At 47.0% G+C, this 17,871-nt stretch carries 17 protein-coding genes; 14 read left to right on the top strand and 3 right to left on the bottom strand.

Annotated features, from left to right (window positions below):
- Positions 1-46 precede the first annotated feature (46 nt).
- Positions 47-2,323, top strand: a complete 2,277-nt coding sequence (gene parC, locus OW491_RS13690) for a DNA topoisomerase IV subunit A (protein WP_290036498.1) — start codon at positions 47-49, stop codon at positions 2,321-2,323.
- 105 nt (positions 2,324-2,428) lie between these two features.
- Here parC and OW491_RS13685 read toward each other — a convergent pair whose 3' ends face one another.
- Positions 2,429-4,192 (bottom strand): hypothetical protein, encoded by a 1,764-nt coding sequence (locus OW491_RS13685; RefSeq protein ID WP_290036496.1) that lies wholly within the window; start codon positions 4,190-4,192, stop codon positions 2,429-2,431.
- A gap of 161 nt (positions 4,193-4,353) precedes the next feature.
- Here OW491_RS13685 and OW491_RS13680 point away from each other — a divergent pair, with 161 nt between their 5' ends.
- The 13 genes from OW491_RS13680 (at position 4,354) to lipA (ending at position 16,418) form a co-directional block, all read left to right on the top strand.
- Positions 4,354-5,610, top strand: coding sequence for a glutamate-5-semialdehyde dehydrogenase (locus OW491_RS13680; RefSeq protein WP_277252010.1), 1,257 nt, complete (start codon positions 4,354-4,356; stop codon positions 5,608-5,610).
- Between the two features lie 41 nt (positions 5,611-5,651).
- Complete coding sequence (gene nadD / locus OW491_RS13675) at positions 5,652-6,296, top strand: nicotinate-nucleotide adenylyltransferase (protein ID WP_075170956.1); 645 nt, start codon at positions 5,652-5,654, stop codon at positions 6,294-6,296.
- Positions 6,297-6,373: 77 nt separating this feature from the next.
- Positions 6,374-6,733: a ribosome silencing factor gene (rsfS, locus tag OW491_RS13670; protein ID WP_075170957.1), complete on the top strand. Its 360-nt coding sequence runs from the start codon at positions 6,374-6,376 to the stop codon at positions 6,731-6,733.
- A gap of 4 nt (positions 6,734-6,737) precedes the next feature.
- Entirely contained in the window at positions 6,738-7,205 is a 468-nt protein-coding gene (gene rlmH / locus OW491_RS13665; protein ID WP_075170958.1) for a 23S rRNA (pseudouridine(1915)-N(3))-methyltransferase RlmH, read from the top strand.
- Positions 7,206-7,252: 47 nt separating this feature from the next.
- Positions 7,253-9,226: a penicillin-binding protein 2 gene (mrdA, locus tag OW491_RS13660; RefSeq protein WP_075170959.1), complete on the top strand. Its 1,974-nt coding sequence runs from the start codon at positions 7,253-7,255 to the stop codon at positions 9,224-9,226.
- Positions 9,219-10,361: a rod shape-determining protein RodA gene (gene rodA / locus OW491_RS13655; protein ID WP_075170960.1), complete on the top strand. Its 1,143-nt coding sequence runs from the start codon at positions 9,219-9,221 to the stop codon at positions 10,359-10,361. Before mrdA ends, rodA begins: the two co-directional genes overlap by 8 nt.
- A gap of 36 nt (positions 10,362-10,397) precedes the next feature.
- The gene (mltB, locus tag OW491_RS13650; protein ID WP_290036494.1) at positions 10,398-11,417 is read left to right on the top strand and encodes a lytic murein transglycosylase B; all 1,020 of its coding nucleotides are present in this window, start codon (positions 10,398-10,400) and stop codon (positions 11,415-11,417) included.
- A 2-nt stretch (positions 11,418-11,419) separates the two neighbouring features.
- Positions 11,420-12,286, top strand: coding sequence for a septal ring lytic transglycosylase RlpA family protein (locus OW491_RS13645; RefSeq protein ID WP_075170962.1), 867 nt, complete (start codon positions 11,420-11,422; stop codon positions 12,284-12,286).
- Between the two features lie 121 nt (positions 12,287-12,407).
- Entirely contained in the window at positions 12,408-13,541 is a 1,134-nt protein-coding gene (locus OW491_RS13640) for a D-alanyl-D-alanine carboxypeptidase family protein (RefSeq protein ID WP_290036561.1), read from the top strand.
- Positions 13,542-13,604: 63 nt separating this feature from the next.
- Entirely contained in the window at positions 13,605-14,489 is an 885-nt protein-coding gene (locus OW491_RS13635; protein WP_075179251.1) for a D-amino acid aminotransferase, read from the top strand.
- Positions 14,467-14,757: a DUF493 domain-containing protein gene (locus OW491_RS13630; protein ID WP_075170965.1), complete on the top strand. Its 291-nt coding sequence runs from the start codon at positions 14,467-14,469 to the stop codon at positions 14,755-14,757. Before OW491_RS13635 ends, OW491_RS13630 begins: the two co-directional genes overlap by 23 nt.
- Before the next feature lie 3 nt (positions 14,758-14,760).
- The gene (gene lipB / locus OW491_RS13625; protein WP_290036490.1) at positions 14,761-15,426 is read left to right on the top strand and encodes a lipoyl(octanoyl) transferase LipB; all 666 of its coding nucleotides are present in this window, start codon (positions 14,761-14,763) and stop codon (positions 15,424-15,426) included.
- 8 nt (positions 15,427-15,434) lie between these two features.
- The gene (gene lipA, locus OW491_RS13620; protein WP_178967831.1) at positions 15,435-16,418 is read left to right on the top strand and encodes a lipoyl synthase; all 984 of its coding nucleotides are present in this window, start codon (positions 15,435-15,437) and stop codon (positions 16,416-16,418) included.
- A gap of 65 nt (positions 16,419-16,483) precedes the next feature.
- Here lipA and OW491_RS13615 read toward each other — a convergent pair whose 3' ends face one another.
- The gene (locus tag OW491_RS13615) at positions 16,484-16,789 is read right to left on the bottom strand and encodes a c-type cytochrome (RefSeq protein WP_075170968.1); all 306 of its coding nucleotides are present in this window, start codon (positions 16,787-16,789) and stop codon (positions 16,484-16,486) included.
- Between the two features lie 56 nt (positions 16,790-16,845).
- Entirely contained in the window at positions 16,846-17,868 is a 1,023-nt protein-coding gene (holA, locus tag OW491_RS13610; protein WP_290036488.1) for a DNA polymerase III subunit delta, read from the bottom strand.
- Positions 17,869-17,871 lie beyond the last annotated feature (3 nt).

Here is a 17,871-nt window from a genome sequence, read left to right as displayed (position 1 = left end):
TGGCAGCGGGTTGCTGACGACAAGATTGAATGGATAGAAAAAAACCATGAGTGAAATAAACATTGATGACAGTATCGAGCGCCTCTCGTTAAAGTCGTTTACTGAAAAGGCGTATTTGGACTATTCCATGTATGTCATTCTAGACCGTGCGCTGCCAAACATCGGTGACGGCATGAAGCCTGTACAGCGTCGTATTATCTACGCGATGTCTGAGTTGGGTTTGAAAGCGGCGGCTAAGCACAAGAAATCGGCACGTACAGTGGGGGACGTATTAGGTAAGTTTCATCCCCATGGTGATAGTGCGTGCTACGAAGCGATGGTTTTGATGGCGCAGCCGTTTAGCTATCGCTACCCGCTCGTGGATGGACAGGGTAACTGGGGATCGCAAGATGATCCTAAATCGTTTGCCGCGATGCGATATACCGAGTCTCGTTTAGCTAAATATGCTGAAGTCCTGTTGAAAGAAATAGGGCTAGGAACGGTTGAGTGGCAGCCAAACTTTGACGGCTCTCTTAATGAGCCTATGGTGCTACCTGCCCGTTTACCAAATATATTGTTGAATGGCGGAACGGGTATTGCTGTCGGCATGGCGACGGATATTCCGCCGCATAATTTGCGCGAAGTGACCAGTGCATGCATCCATTTATTGGATAACCCCAAAGCGGATGTAGCTCAGTTATGTGAATTCATTCCTGGCCCAGATATGCCGACGGATGCTGAAATTATCAGTTCGCCATCGGATTTGCGCAAAGTGTACGAAACCGGTCGCGGCTCTGTGCGGATGCGGGCTGTTTATACCGTTGAAAGCGGTGATGTGGTAGTGACCGCTCTGCCATACCAGGTATCCGGCGCCAAGGTGCTTGAGCAGATTGCCCAACAAATGCAGCAGAAAAAACTGCCAATGGTTGCTGATTTGCGCGACGAATCAGACCATGAAAACCCGACGCGCCTAGTCATTATACCTCGTTCGAATCGTATCGATATCGAGCAGTTGATGGCTCATTTGTTCGCGTCGACCGACCTTGAGCGAACTTATCGTATCAACATGAATATGATTGGTATTGATGGACGTCCTCAGGTTAAAGATTTGCGTCAAATTTTAGTCGAATGGCTCAGTTGGCGAACCAGTGTTGTACGCCGTCGTTTAGAATACCGCTTGGCTAAAGTGTTAGACCGCTTGCACATCCTTGAAGGTTTGATGACGGCCTATCTGAATATTGATGAAGTGATCGCTATCATTCGTAATGAGGATGAGCCTAAAGCGGAATTGATGAGCCGTTTTAATTTATCAGCCTTACAAGCCGACGCTATCTTAGACTTGAAGCTGCGCCACTTGGCCAAACTCGAAGAGTTTAAGATTAAAGGTGAGCAGGATGAGTTAGAAGAAGAGCGTAAGCGTATAGAGCTTATTTTGGGCTCGGATCAACGTATGCGCACATTGATCAAGAAAGAGCTAAAAGAAGACATGGACACCTACGGTGATGATCGCCGTTCGCCGATTGTACAGCGTGCTGAAGCGCAAGCATTCAGTGAGAAAGATTTGCTATCGGCTGACCCTGTTACCGTCGTTATCTCTAAGCAAGGATGGATTCGTGCAGCGAAAGGGCATGATATTGATCCTGAAGGTTTAAGTTACAAAGCGGGTGATGGCTTTAAAGTGGCTTGCCCTGGGCGGATGAACCAACCGTTAATTCTATTAGATACTACGGGGCGCAGTTACACGCTTGATACACATACACTGCCTTCTGCCAGAGGTCAGGGAGAGCCAATAACCGGTAAGCTCAGCCTACCCGCTGGCGCAACGATTGAAACCGCCTTGTCTGGTAAGTCTTCAGACAAGGTGTTACTGGCGTCTGATGCTGGATATGGTTTTATAACAACGGTGGAAGACTTATCCAGCAAAACCAAAAACGGTAAAGCGGCGCTAACTTTGCCTAAAAACGCACAAGTGTTGCCTCCTGTTGGGGTGCCTTATGTTGAAGGGCACTGGTTAGCAGCGGTTACCACTGAAGGGCGTTTGTTAGTGTTCCCAGTAGCGGAGTTGCCCGAGCTGGCGCGAGGCAAAGGAAATAAAATCATTAACATTCCGTCGGTGAGAGCCTCAACTCGAGAGGAGGTCGTCACGGCATTAGCAGTGCTTCCAGAAGGGGCGGCGCTAAAGGTACATGCTGGACGTCAGCATCTCAATTTGAAGGCTGCTGATTTGGAGCATTATCGAGGAGAGAGAGGGCGACGTGGTAACAAGTTGCCACGAGGCTATCAGCGAGTAGATCAACTGGAAGTGGTGGCAAATGACAAGCCGGATGCTTCATCGCAAGACTAGTTCTGCACACTCATAAAAAAGCCGAAGCGAGAATACCGCTTCGGCTTTTTTGTATGTTAAGTGTACCTATTTTTCGAGATAGACAATGGCTAAGTAGAACAAGCCCTAATCAGCGGTATTAAGCTTTGATAACAGGTGTTCAGATTGTTTTTTAAGTAAGTCTTGATAACTATTACTCATGGCTAGAATAAGAACCTTATCTTCTTCTTCGCGTTGAATGTTTGCGTGCTGTAATAGTCCAGTTTTTAAATGTTGGGCTTCAGTGAGGGCTGTGTGGCTAATCAGCTCATTCGATTGAGTGGTGCGTGTTAGAAACAGAGCTTCTTCTTTGATGAGTGACAGTTTGGTTCTGTTTCCACGCACGAGAGCAATATGCAGGTTAAGTGCTGGTTGCATTTGACGGATGCGGCTTTGGTTAAAGGCACGATAAAGAAGCACGAAAAGCTTTGCGGCGCATAACGCATGAATGCCGTGGCTATCTTCTGCATCCTGATCATCAAAAAATAACTCCATGTCGCCCGTTGCTTGTACCGTTATTTCACCACCATAAATGGTGGCGACCTGGCGCAGCAGCTGTTCGTATGTATCGAGCAGGGACTCGTGCAGTTCGGGCTCTATGTAATCACTGTGGCCGGTTGTTGCGTCAATGTAGATTAGGTAGGCCGCTTCGGTAGGAGCTAAAGACAGCTCTAGCTGATGCTCTAGAGAGTATAAGTCCAATTGCTCTTCGGGGCGGGTTTCTCGTAATGGGTTGGCGGAAGGTACGCTAGGCTCTGTCATTTTAGCGGTTAAAGAGTACAACGGACGCGAATTTTCAATTGGGCTACTATCGTCGAGTTCGTTGCTGGTGGTTGAAAAAGTCGATGCATAGTCTGTTACTTGCGCGAGCTCCTCTGTTTCATCGTCTGCCGGAGCCGGGACAAAATGAGGCATACGCACTTGATAGTCAGGCTTCAATAAGGCAACTAGCTCATCATTGTTGAGCTCTTCTTCGACGGCGGTAGTATAGGCTGAAGAGGGGGCTTCTTTCTCTGGCGGCGGCGATATATGCGAGGCGTTTTCAATATCTTGTGCGCTGTATGTCTGGGTGTCGGAAGGCAATGGTTCAGTCGGAGGCGCTATTGTTGAGCTTGCAGGCTCTTGGATATTGCCAGCATCTGATGAGGTGTCCGGTGTTTTGATATCGGCAGTCGTTTCCGGGTCGCGGCTAGCGGTGCTGGCGTCGTTAGCGCCTAAATCCTCATCAAGCGATGTATCTGTAGTTTGTAGCGGTGTAACGTTAGAAACATCTTGAGTTGGTTCAAGAGTGGGCTCTGGAATTGAGAAGCTGGGAGCATTTTCGGCAGCGATGGCAGCAAGTGCATTGGCTTTGGCTTGTCGTAAATAAATCCACACACTGAACAGCGTAAGGATAATCACAATAAGCGACAATATCCCCATCTGCCATAGGTATGAGACAAGTAGGTTGTATTGTGGGCCTGTATTTACGAAGAGCTTGAGTTTGCCATTGGTGCTTTGCTTGTTACCAAGAATGACTTGTTGTTCATTGCCTGTTTCTTCGCCTGCTCTCGCAATCAAATGATTAGAGTTGTCATAAACACTAATGCCATTAACCTGCTCTGAGCTAGTAATGGTATTAAGTATATAATTGAGGCTGATGATGTCGTCGGCCATGATAAATGGCTGCACCGACAAGGCGGTTTGCTTAGCGGTTTGTTTTCCATCGATGACAGCTTGATGAGTGGCTAATCGATCGGCCGCAAATAGTAAGTAAATTGAGCTCAGTAACCATCCACCTAAAAGAACACAGGCGATAATCAATATTGGGCGTGATATAGAGCCGAAAGAAGATGGCGCAGCTTTAAACATGGGGTACAGGTCGTCCGTTTGATGGAATGATCCATAATGTAAATCGGGAAATCATACCAGTTTGTAGTAATTAGGGTCACGGCTTATTACACAGTTCATGACCCTTGTGCAATAGCCATGTATAATGCTGTGTTCACGTCAACGCATATAAAGAGTAAGTGATGAACGTTGAAGCATATATGAACAAGTTAGGTCAAAAAGCGCGTGAGGCATCTAGAGTGGTTGCCCGTGCAGATACTGGCTTGAAAAACAAAGCGTTATTAGCCATGGCAGAAGCGTTGGATGCAAACCGCTCAGCACTGGCCAAGGCGAATGAAAAAGATTTAGAAAATGGCAAAGCGAACGGTTTAGATGCCGCTATGCTAGACCGTTTGGCGTTAAAACCGGCTACTATCGACACGATGATCGAAGGTTTAAAGCAGGTTGCTGCGTTACCTGACCCTATTGGCGGTATCACGGATATGAACTATCGCCCCAGCGGTATTCAAATCGGCAAAATGCGTGTGCCTTTGGGCGTTATTGGCATTATTTATGAGTCACGCCCTAATGTAACAGTGGAGGCAGCCAGTCTTTGCTTAAAATCTGGCAACGCGACGATTTTACGCGGAGGCTCTGAAGCCATTCACTCTAACCAAGCTGTCGCTGATTGCATTCGACAGGGATTGGAAGCAGCGGGTTTACCGTTAGAAGCGGTTCAAGTTGTGGAAACAACGGACCGTGCAGCGGTCGGCAAGCTAATTACTATGCCTGAGTATGTTGATGTTATCGTACCTCGGGGTGGTAAAGGGCTTATCGAGCGTGTGAGTAAAGAAGCTCGGGTGCCCGTGATCAAGCATTTAGACGGCGTTTGCCATGTTTATATTGATGCTCAAGCCGATGTCGTGAAAGCAGAAAACATAGCGCTTAATGCTAAAACGCACCGTTATGGCACCTGTAACACCATGGAAACCTTGCTGGTCCATGAGTCAATCGCGGAGACTATTTTACGTGATTTGGCTGATCGTTACGTGGCAGCCGGGGTGGAATTACGCGGTTGTGATAAATCGCGCAAGTTAGCTCCTGTGATGATAGCGGCGTCCGTTGACGATTGGTCAACAGAGTATTTAGCGCCAGTGCTGTCTGTAAAGGTGGTTTCAGGTTTGGAAGAAGCGATTGAGCATATTAATCAGTATGGATCGCACCATACGGATGCAATTGTGACTGAAAATTACTCTTTGGCGCGCCGTTTCCTTCGTGAGGTTGATTCTAGCTCTGTCATGGTAAATGCATCGACTCGTTTTGCCGACGGCTTTGAGTATGGTTTAGGTGCCGAAATTGGTATCTCTACCGACAAGATTCATGCGCGTGGCCCCGTAGGGTTAGAGGGCTTAACGTCACAAAAATACGTGGTGTTAGGTGACGGGCAAATCCGTAAATAAGTGGTTTATAGCATGATACCCAACATAGCAGGCCATCATTGATGGCCGCTCATGTTTTTATGGGCGGAACATTTGACCCGATTCATAATGGTCATTTGAGAACGGCATTAGAGATTCAACAGTGGCTTGGGGTTGATTACGTAAACCTCATGCCCTCAAAACGGCCTGTGCATAGAGAAGCTCCAGGCTGTCGAGCGCAAGACCGTTTGGCAATGGTTGAGTTGGCGGTACACAACGAGCCTGCATTACGCTGTGATTCTCGAGAGATTGACTCTGACCAAGCGTCTTATTCTGTTTATACATTGGCAGGCTTACGTAAGGAACTCGGAGCTAACCAGCCGGTCTGTATGGTGCTTGGTATGGATGCGTTCCTTGGGTTGGATTCATGGCATTGCTATGAAGATATTATGAGTTTATGCCACATTATTGTGGTCGCTCGCCCTGGTTATGCGTTAACACCTAACAAGGTATTAGCGGATTTATTGAAAAAGCATCAGGCAACGGCTCGTGAGGCATTATTAGGTAAGCCGCATGGGCATATTGTGATTCATGAATTGACGCCGCTGGACATATCGGCGACTGACATTCGGTCGTTGCTCCAGAAGGGGCTGTCTCCACGATATTTGCTGCCTGAAGCTGTTCTTGATTACATTGAAAAAATGCAACTGTATAAAGCATCAGACTAACGAATCGATGCTTTAATTAATGAATACATGATTCAACCCAAAAATATGGGTTTAACAACAAAGGTAAATACTGGCTAATGCAAACTGAGCAACTGATCGAATTAGTACGCACCACGATGGATGATATGAAAGCGCGTGATATTGATGTTATCGATGTTCGTGGTAAGTCCAGCGTGACGGACTATATGATGATTGCGTGTGGCACTTCAAAACGACATGTGATGTCGATTGCCCAAGACGTAATAGAGAAAATGAAAGAGAACAACTTACAGCCAATAGGTACAGAAGGCCAAGGCGTTGGTGATTGGGTGTTAGTGGACTTGGGCGATTTGGTGATACACGTCATGATGCCTGATGCGCGTAGCTTCTATGACTTAGAGCGTCTATGGAGTTTTGATCCAGTAGATGAAGCGGTTGAAGAAGAAGTAGGCTTGTAAATCGATGAAAGTACGTTTACTAGCGGTCGGTGGAAAAATGCCAGATTGGGTAACACAGGGGTTTAACGAGTATGTTAAGCGCCTACCCAATGAAATGGCATTTGAGTTAATTGAGCTGCCGCTAGGGCATAGAGGTAAAAGTAGTGACCCTGCCAAAGCGATTCGCCAAGAGGGGGATGCCATGTTAGCGGCTATTCCTAAAGGCGACCGCGTTATTGCTTTGGAAGTGAATGGAAAAAACTGGTCTACCGAGCAGTTAGCCGAACAAATGCAAAACTGGCAAATGGATGGTTGTAATGTGTCGCTGCTAGTGGGCGGGCCTGATGGTTTAGATCGGCGATGTGTTGAATTAGCTGATCAAAAGTGGTCGCTTTCAGGTTTAACTATGCCGCATCCTTTAGTACGAATTCTGTTAGCTGAGCAGGTTTATCGTGCTTGGACTATTACAAAAGGGCATCCGTACCACAAATGATAAATCGCCTTTCTTTTTTATATTTTGGGTTATCGAATAATTAGCTTATGTCTCGTTTTGACCCGATAAAAGATCACTCATCAGAAAACCGTACTTTTACGTTCAGAGCATTTATTGCCTTTTTTTTGGTATTAGTGCTTATCGGCGTACTGATGGGGCGCTTATATTTTCTGCAGGTTATAGAGTACGATCGCTTTGCCGCGATGTCTGAAAATAACCGAGTGCAGTTACAGCCAGTGGCTCCAACACGGGGGCTGATTTACGACACGCATGGTGTCTTGTTAGCTGATAATCGTCCCAGCTATAGCGTGACCATCTTAAAAGAAGAAGTGGGTAGCCACTTAGATGAGACGTTGGAGGAGCTGCGTTCTATCATTGATATTAATGATCGTGAAATAGAGCGCTTCAAAAAACGCTTGAATCAGCGTCGCCGTCCTTATGAAACGATACCAGTTCGATTTCGTTTAACTGAAGAAGAAATCGCTAAGCTGGCGGTTAATTACCATCGTTTGCCTGGCGTTCAGGTTGAAGCTGACCTCATCCGCTATTACCCGTATGGTTCATCGTTAGTGCATGCTATGGGGTATGTAGGTCGGATCAACGAGCAAGAACTCCAAGTGGTCAATGCCCAAAATTATGCAGGCACTCATTATATTGGAAAGCTAGGTATTGAGAATTTCTATGAGCCTATCTTGCATGGCAAGGTCGGTATGCAAAAAGTAGAAACCAATGCGCGGGGGCGTGTTATGCGTATTTTAGAGCGTATAGACCCCGAACCCGGTAAAGACCTAGAGCTCAGCTTAGATCTACGTTTGCAACAAATAACCGAAAAACTCATTGCTGATGAGAAAGCGTCCGTTGTGGCGATTGATCCGAAAACCGGCGGAATACTGGCGTTGGTCTCTACGCCTGCTTATGACCCTAACTTGTTTGTCACCGGTATATCCAACGAAGATTACAGCGCATTACGCGATTCAGATGACCTTCCGCTTTTTAACCGTGCTATTCGTGGTCGCTACCCGCCAGGGTCTACGGTAAAGCCCGTTACCGGTTTAGCGGCGATCGACTCAGATGCCGTACAGCCTAGCCATACGGTTTGGGATCCAGGATTTTATACTCTGACTAAAGGCGGCCGAAAATATCGGGACTGGAAGCGCAGCGGTCACGGCAAGGTGGATATGTCGTTAGCGTTCGCTCAGTCTTGTGATGTGTGGTTTTATGATGTCGCTTACAAAATGGGCGTTGACCCGATGTCCGACTATTTAGGCCGTTTTGGGTTTGGACAAGTGACGAGCCTTGATTTGCCAGAAGCGCTTTCATCATTCTTGCCATCGAGAGAATGGAAGCGTCGAACACGAAAGCTGCCTTGGTATCCAGGGGACTCGTTAAATTTAAGCATTGGCCAAGGTTTTTTGGTAGCAACGCCTTTGCAGTTGGCAACCGCGGCTACGGTCCTTGCTAACCGCGGTAAGTGGGTGCAGCCCAAGTTGTTAAAAGGCATCCGTGAAACGCAACCTGATGGCACGGTTACCGTAACCATGCCGGATCGAATCGAGAACGCTAGCCCTATTCCTGAAGATATAGAATTGAATCACCCAGAATACTGGGAGCTCATTGTGGATGATATGGTGGGCGTTGTGCATGGCAGCCGAGGAACCGCCCGTAAAATTGGATTAGATGCCCCTTATAAAATAGCCGGAAAGTCAGGTACGGCTCAGGTGGTTGGTATCAAACAAGATGAGCGCTACGACGCCGATAAACTAGAAAAGCGCTTTCACGATCATGCTCTGTTTATCGCGTTTGCCCCAGCTGATGACCCTAAAATAGCGGTAGCTGTGGTCATCGAAAATGGCGGCGGTGGATCGACGAATGCCGCACCTGTAGCGCGTAAAGTAATGGATGCTTACCTGTTGGGTATTGATCCCACTTCGCCAGAAGAGCTGCAACAAGCTTCGATTGTTGATTACAGTATTATGGATTCAGCCGCGTCTAGTGGTTATGTAGGACACCGACATGAATAGTCGCGATTTTGAACGTTCAATGCCTGAATCAGGCCATCATCTACGCCGCAAGCCTGGCTGGTGGAGTTATACGCACCTAGATGCATGGATGCTGTTCTTTCTTTTTGTTCTGTGTTGCTTTGGGTTGTTTGTGCTTTATAGCGCGTCGGGCCAAGACTGGGGTTATGTATCACGCCAGGCAGTTCGAATGGGGGCTGCATTTTTTGTGCTTATTGTTTTAGCTCAGCTCACTCCTCGTATGATCGCTCGCTGGGCACCGTGGATTTATGCGGCTGGGGTTTTATTGTTGGTTGCGGTTATCCTTGTGGGGGTTGGGGCGAAAGGCGCTCAGCGTTGGTTGGCATTACCGGGCTTTCGTTTTCAGCCCTCAGAGATCATGAAGCTGATTCTACCGCTCATGATAGCAGGCTATCTGGCTAAACGGTCACTGCCTCCCTCGTTTAAACATTGCTGTTTTAGTTTGGCATTTATAGGGATTCCTACCTTACTTATTATGAAGCAGCCTGACCTTGGAACCTCTTTGTTGATCGCTGCTTCTGGTGTTTTTGTGATGCTTTTTTCTGGCATACGTTGGCGATATATCTTTGGCGCCTTGGGGGTGGCGGGGGCCGCATTGCCCGGACTCTGGATGACCATGAAAGACTATCAGCGTCAGCGAGTACTCACTTTTTTAGACCCTGAAAGCGACCCGCTTGGATCCGGCTGGAATATTATTCAGTCGAAAACAGCCATCGGATCTGGTGGTATTTCCGGAAAAGGCTGGTTGTCAGGTACACAGTCCCAACTTGATTTCTTACCCGAATCTCATACTGACTTTATTATTGCGGTCATTGCCGAAGAGTTAGGGTTTATAGGTGTCGCCATCTTAATGAGCATCTATGTTTTAATTATTGGTCGTGGTTTATGGATGGCAACTCAGGTGAAAGATCCATTTGGACGGTTAGTGGCCGGTAGTATTGTATTAACGTTTTTCGTTTATGTTTTTGTAAATGTTGGTATGGTCAGTGGTCTATTGCCGGTGGTTGGGGTGCCACTACCGATGGTAAGTTATGGTGGTACATCGATTGTTACACTGATGGCAGGCTTTGGTATTTTGATGTCTGTTTTTACCCACAAGCAAATGTCGCTTCGATAAAAATAACGTAATTATTAGGAAAACTCAGGGAGAGTTATGCGCGGTCTTAACTATTTGCTATCTGCTTTTGTTGTCACTTTGTGTTCAACGGCTTCAGTATCATCGGCTGTAGCGGCAGGGTACAGCGAACACCCGGAAGCTATTAAATGGGCAGAAAAAATGAAAGCCCAGGGCTTTTCTGCTGCGGATGTGGATGCATTACTTAACGGCGTTAAAAAACAGCAATCCATTTTGAATGCTATGGATCGTCCGGCAGAAAAGCGGTTAGATTGGGGCGGCTATCGAAAGTTGTTTTTAGAACCTAAGCGTATTAATCGCGGTGTGATTTTCTGGTTTGAACACGAGGCTTCTATCGCGCGAGCGGCTGCTGAGTACGGTGTGCCAGAGGAGATTATCGTTTCAATTATCGGTATCGAAACGTATTTTGGTCGTAACATGGGAAGTTATCGAGCCATGGATGCATTAGCAACCTTAGGTTTTGATTATCCGCGCCGAGCCGAGTTCTTCCAAGGCCAATTAACAAACCTGCTAACTATATCGCAGCAAGAAACTCGTCCCCTTACTCGCATGAAAAGTTCCTATGCCGGTGCAATGGGGTATGGGCAATTTATGCCATCAAGCTACCTCGATTATGCAATTGACTTCGATGGTGATGGCGACCGTGATATTTGGGGTAGCCCTGATGATGCCATTGGCAGTGTGGCTAACTACTTTAAAGCATTTGGGTGGAAAACGGGTGGCCCCGTTGTTATACCGGTGACAGTCAGTACGGATATTTCTGATGAGTTGCTCATTAATACGGGCGAAGTTCCGACTAAGACGGTTGCTCAATGGAAAGAGTTAGGTGTCAGTTTTGATAGCGGGGTGTTGGCCGATACCAGTCAACCAGCCGTGTTATTAAAAATGAAAGATAAGGATAATGTGCAGTACTTGTTAGGCTTTAATAACTATTATGTGATTACACGTTATAACCGAAGCCGCTTGTATGCTAATGCAGTATACCGATTAGCCGAGGCAATCGCTCAAGCCCGTGCTGACGAATTGAAAGGGTCCTAACAATGAAGTGGATGGTTTTGCCGGTGGTGGCTTTTGCCCTCGTGATTACGGGGTGCGCGAGTAAGAAGGGCGCATCGAGCGGCGGTAATGGCAGCCGTTACAGCATTAAGCATGATCATGGTCCTTCATCCCCGGTTGATGTTTCTCATGTGAAAGACGCTGTTCCAATTGATGAACCAAAAAGCCGTGGTGGAAATCGCAGCCCGTACACCGTGTTAGGCCGGACTTACAGTATTCTTGATGATTCAGACGGCTATCGTGAGCGTGGTGGGGCTTCTTGGTATGGTAATAAGTTTCATGGGCATTTAACATCGAATGGGGAAACCTATGACATGTATAAAATGACAGCAGCGCATAAATCATTGCCTATACCCACGTATGTGAAAGTGACAAATTTAGATAACGGCAAGCAAGTTATTGTGCGTGTTAATGACCGTGGTCCTTTCCACCCTGGGCGTATCATTGATTTGTCTTATGCGGCCGCATCAAAATTAGGGATGTTAGCTAAAGGGACTGCTCGTGTTGAAGTCGAGGCGATTAACCCTCGGGCTTGGCAGTCGGCGAGTCGCGCGATAGCGGCACCTCCTTCATCTGATGTCAGTGCTGCACGCGCTGTACCTACAGCTTTGACTTCAGGGCGCTTTATCCAAGTTGGAGCCTATAGCCAGGCGGGTTCGGCTAATCGTGTTGCTCGACAGCTATCGGACCTGTATGGTCGACCTACTAAAGTAGCAGACGTGGAACGTACCGGCCAAACTCTTTACCGAGTCTTGGTAGGGCCTTTCGCCTCTGTGAATGAAATGGAACGGATGATCTACCAGTTAGGTCAAAGTGGTTATCCGGGAGCGCATCCGGTGGACTTTCCCTGAATCGCCTAATTAGAGTAATATCCGCGACAGAACTATTTATGGTTTGTAGCGTCTATCTAGATCAATTTTAAATTTGTAAACGTGCCGGGAAATCATTGTGCAAAGACTGAAAACAGCCTTTTTGTCTATCTTTTTACTTTTTACCACCATCACTCAGGTATCTGCTGCTGACGAGTTAATCCCCGCGGCACCTCAGGTAGCGGCGACCTCGTACCTCGTTATTGATGCTGATACGGGAAAGGTTATTGTCGAAAAAAATGCCCATGAGCGCTTTCCTCCTGCTAGCTTAACTAAAATGATGACAAGCTATATCGTTGAGTACGAGCTCAATAAAGGCAATATCAGCGAAGATGACCTAGTGCTTGTCAGTGAAAAGGCATGGCGCACGCCTGGTTCGCGCATGTTCATTAAAGAAGGTACTCAAGTAAAATTGGGTGATTTGCTGCGTGGTATTGTAATTCAGTCGGGTAATGATGCGTCCGTTGCTGTTGCAGAACATATCGCCGGTAGTGAGTCGGCGTTTGCTGATTTAATGAATCAGCATGCAGGCTTGTTAGGGATGGAGAATACACACTTTGCCAATGCAACAGGCTTGCCCGCTGATGGACATTACTCATCAGCTTTCGACCTAGCAACACTGGCTAAAGCTATTATCCAAGACTTCCCAGACCACTATGGAATTTATTCTGAGAAATACTTTACCTACAACCAAATACGCCAGCCTAACCGCAATAAGTTGCTATGGCGTGATCATACGGTTGATGGGGTAAAAACAGGCCATACTGATGAAGCTGGTTATTGCTTGGTCGCTTCTGCAAAGCGTGACGGTATGCGTCTTATTTCTGTCGTTATGGGAACAAGCAGCGAAGAAGCCCGAGCTCAGGAAACACAAAAACTGCTAGCTTATGCATTCCGTTATTACCGTACACACAAGTTATACAGTGGCGAAGAAGTGCTGAGCACCGCTAAAGTGTGGGGCGGTACGCGTGATGAAGTGCGTTTAGGGTTAACGGCGCCTTTGGCTGTCACTATTCCACGTGGTCAAGCGGATCAGCTGCAAGCGACTATGGATGTTGATAAAGTCATTAAAGCGCCTGTCGTACAAGGGCAGGAGTATGGTGTCGTTCGTGTGACACTAAACGATGAAGAGGTGGTGACTGTTCCTCTTGTTGCTATGGAAAACGTAGAGAAAGGTGGCCTTGTAAAACGGATATGGCATGCCATTATGCTGTTTTTTATGGGCTTAATTAGCTAAACCACTAGCGCCTCTTGAAATGAGCAGAAATGCCCACATCGAGAGGTGTGGGCATTTGCATTTATGACACCTGATATTGTTTATCTTAATGGTCAATTCCTGCCGTCGGATCAGGCGAAAGTATCGGTTTTTGATCGAGGCTTTTTGTTCGGTGATAGTGTTTACGAGGTTATCCCTTTTTATCAAGGGGTTGGCTTTCGTTTAGATGAGCATCTGCAACGCTTAGAATATAGTCTGCGCGCGTTACGTATTTCGGTAGATATCGATATCCGAGAGGTGCTCTCGACATTAGTCGCGTCAAACGGTGGCGGCAATATGTCGGTATATTTGCAGATCACTCGTGGCGCAGCTGAAAAGCGTAGCCATGTAATTACAGAGGGCCTAACGCCCACGGTGTTTGCATGTTGCCAGCCAATCCGTGACATCTATACTGACGGTAGTGAGGCTGTTTCAGGGATTAAAGTGATAGTAACCGCTGACTTACGTTGGCGGCGTTGTGATATTAAGTCGAACGGTTTGCTGCCTAATATCTTAGTATTGCAGCAAGCTAAAGAGCATCATGCCCAAGAGGCTTTATTGCAGCGAGACGGTCACCTCACGGAAGGGGCAAGCTGTAACTTTTTTATTGTTGAGCGAGGCGTGCTTTATACACCCCCGTTAGACACGGGTATTTTGAGTGGGACTACGCGCGCGTTAATCCTTGAAATTGCGGATTTGCAAGGTATCCCGCGCCAAGAGTGTCCTATAGATTACACGCGTTTAATCAATGCAGATGAGGTTTGGATTTCAAGCTCAACTCGTGCCATCGTCCCTGTATTACAGGTTGATGATCAGGTAATAGGCAATGGGAAGAAAGGCCCGTTGTGGAAACGCTTTTTCGAAATTTTTACACGTTATCAGCACGATCTGATGACGGGAGCAAATGATGAGTCAAAAAACACCCCCTAAGACAATGGAACCTCCTAAAATCGAATACCCTTGCCCTGACTATCCGATCAAGGTCATTGGTAAAAAATCAGACCAGTTCCAGTCGCTTGTTGTTGAGATTATTAACGTTCATGTTCCTGACTTTGATGAGTCAAGAATTACGATACAAGACAGCAGCAAGGGAACGTATTGCTCGTTGCGTATGTTTATTACGGCTACGGGTGAGCAGCAGCTGAAAGATCTTCATGAGCAATTGATTGCGTCTGATCAAGTTCATTTGGTTTTATAAGCGATGTCGCAAGTCACCACGCAGCAAGAGCGGTCTTTGATTGTCCGTTCGTTAGGCTTGCAGCCTTATGAGCCTGTATTTACGCGCATGAAGGCGTTTAACGAAAACCGTAATGCCGAGACGATTGACGAAATCTGGTACTTAGATCATCAACCAGTCTTTACGCAAGGGCAGGCAGGGAAGGTTGAACATCTGCTGGAAACGGGTGATATTCCCGTCGTGCAAGCGGATCGAGGCGGTCAAGTCACATACCATGGCCCCGGACAATTGATTGTCTACCTTATGCTTGATCTACGCCGTAACGGGTTGGGTGTTCGTGATGTCGTGACTATGATGGAGCAAGGGGTTATAGCGACATTGGCACACTTTGGAGTCGACGCTTATGCTAAACCGGATGCGCCAGGTGTGTATGTCGAGCAGGCTAAGGTTGCCTCTTTAGGCTTGCGAGTGCGCCGTGGTTGCACTTTCCATGGACTGGCGTTTAATTTAGATATGGATTTGTCTCCGTTTCTCCGTATTAATCCTTGTGGCTATGCCGGTATGCCAATGACACAGCTTGTCGATTTGGTGCCTGACGCTGACCCGCAAGAGGCGATACGTTTTCTGGTCGATTACCTGACTCACAAAATAGGGTATACTTCCGTCTCTCATCAAACAGGCTTGGACTGATAGAACTTATGGCTGATAGCTCAGTTAAAACCGTTAAACCGGGGAAAGTCGAACAGGGTGTAAAACTGCGTGGCGCGGAGAAAGTGGCGCGTATCCCAGTAAAGATTATCCCGACTGAAAAAGAAGACATGCCGCGTAAGCCAGATTGGCTTCGTGTACGTATGGGTTCGAATACCGAAGTAAAACGGATCAAAGAGAAGCTGCGCAAGCATAAGTTGTCGTCGGTTTGTGAAGAAGCCAGCTGCCCTAACCTTGGTGAATGTTTTACCAATGGTACGGCGACTTTTATGGTGATGGGCGATATTTGTACCCGCCGGTGTCCGTTTTGTGATGTGGCTCATGGCCGCCCTAACGCGCTAGCGGAAAACGAGCCTCGCGAATTGGCGATAGCTATCGCGGATATGGGGTTGCGTTATGTGGTTATTACGTCTGTTGACCGTGATGATTTGCGCGATGGCGGTGCTCAGCATATTGCTAATTGCATTAGTGAGACGCGTGAACGAGCGCCTACTATTCAGATAGAAACGCTTGTACCTGATTTCCGTGGCCGGATGGAGGTGGCTTTAGAAATTCTATCGGCTACGCCGCCTGATGTGTTTAATCACAACTTAGAAACTGTGCCGCGTTTGTATAAAAAGGTCCGCCCTGGTGCTGATTATCAATGGTCGTTAGACCTGCTCAACGGGTTTAAAGATCGCCAACCTACCATTCGAACTAAGTCAGGTTTAATGGTAGGTGTGGGTGAAACGAATGAAGAAATCATTGAAGTGATGAAGGATCTGCGTAAGCATCAAGTAGATATGATCACAATAGGTCAATACCTTCAGCCTAGCCGTAACCATTTGCCAGTAGATCGCTTTGTTACACCGGCTGAGTTTGACGAGTTTGCGCGCATTGCAAAAGAGCTAGGATTCTCTCATGTAGCCAGTGGGCCGTTGGTTCGATCTTCATACCATGCTGATCTGCAAGCGAAAGGTGAAAAAGTCGGTTAACGGCTTTGTCTGTGGCAATAAGCCGATGCATTTATGCGTCGGCTTTTTTAATGGGGTTTTATAAGCTAGCGGCCTAATTTGACTACATATTCTGCTAATAAATCAGCTTGTTGGTCATCCAGTTGTGTAAAGCTTGCCATGGGGTGTGATCCCGGTTCGTGATAGCGAATCATGAGAATAACTTGGTAGCTTTGCATGGTACGTTGTTGCGGTGGGATATTTTCTAAGTAGGCCCCGGCCCCTTTTTGTTGATGGCATTGCTTGCAATAGTAGTCGTACAGTTGCTCAGCTGTTTTGAGAGGCACTTGCTTCTCTTGGCAGCCAGTTAAGCAAATGATAGTGAGTAAAAGCACTGCAGGTGTGTTTCGCATAAGACCACCGTTTTAGTTTCAGTGTAGTCTTAGTTGCTGTTTCTTGCTGAAATACTTTAAACCGCTAAGCCAAGCGATTTTCCACACAGTGTTAAACTGATGTCGCAGAGCATAAGCCACACATTGCCTGCGCCAATACCTTTAATGGCTTTGTCTAGCGCTTGGCTCTCACGCAATACGTGCTCAAGGTCTTGTGTGGATAAGCGATCAGCGCTACGACGTAATGTGCTTTTGCGTTTTCCCCAAATCCGCTCTTTTTGGCAGATGGTTTCGTACGCTAAACCCCGTTCTAAACCTTGTTTGATGGCAAAAAGCGTGCGGGTTTCTTTTGTGAGAGCCCATAGCACAATAGGAGGTTCAGTCCCTTCTTGTTTTAGGACGTTGAGAATTTTGATGCATCGCTCGCCTTGGCCGGCAGCGATGGCATCCATCAAGCCAAAAACATCGTAGCGAGAGCTGTCTGATACCGTATCAATAATGTGGTCTGCCGTGATTGACCCTGTTGGGTAGAGTAGATGCAGTTTGTCGAGCTCTTGCTTGGCGGCCAATAGGTTCCCTTCAACGCGGTCGCACAGTAATTGAACAGCGGCATCGTCGAGTTGCATATGTAATGACTTGGCGCGATGTCTAAGCCAACCCGGTAACTGCGTGATCTCAACAGGCCAAATTTCCACGTAGGCGCCAGCCTTTTCAATTTGTTTCACCCATGCGGACTTTTTAGTGCCACCATCGAGTTTGTCAGCAATGATCAGTAAAACATTTTCGGGGGGTGCGTGCCGAATATACTCTTGGATTATTTCGCTGGCCGCTTTGTTAACTTTATGGCTGCCTAAACGAATTTCGATGAGCTTTTGTTCGGCGAACAGCGACAGCGCGTTGGCACATTCAAGTAAGTAATCCCACTTGAACTGGCCTTCAACATGCAGTACTTCGCGTTCTGAAAAGCCGTGAGTACGTAGCTGATTGCGGATTTGGTCACAGCTTTCTTCAACAATAAGAGGCTCGTCACCTGCTACTAAGTAAACGGGTAAAGACGCTTTTTGTAGTTGGCCGTGTAGTTGCTCAGGTGAAAGCTTCATTTG

It is taken from the genome of Neptunomonas sp. CHC150 (assembly GCF_030397555.1).
GTDB classification, from domain to species: Bacteria; Pseudomonadota; Gammaproteobacteria; order Pseudomonadales; family Balneatricaceae; genus Neptunomonas; species Neptunomonas phycophila.
This window is presented reverse-complemented; position numbering and strand designations above follow the sequence as displayed.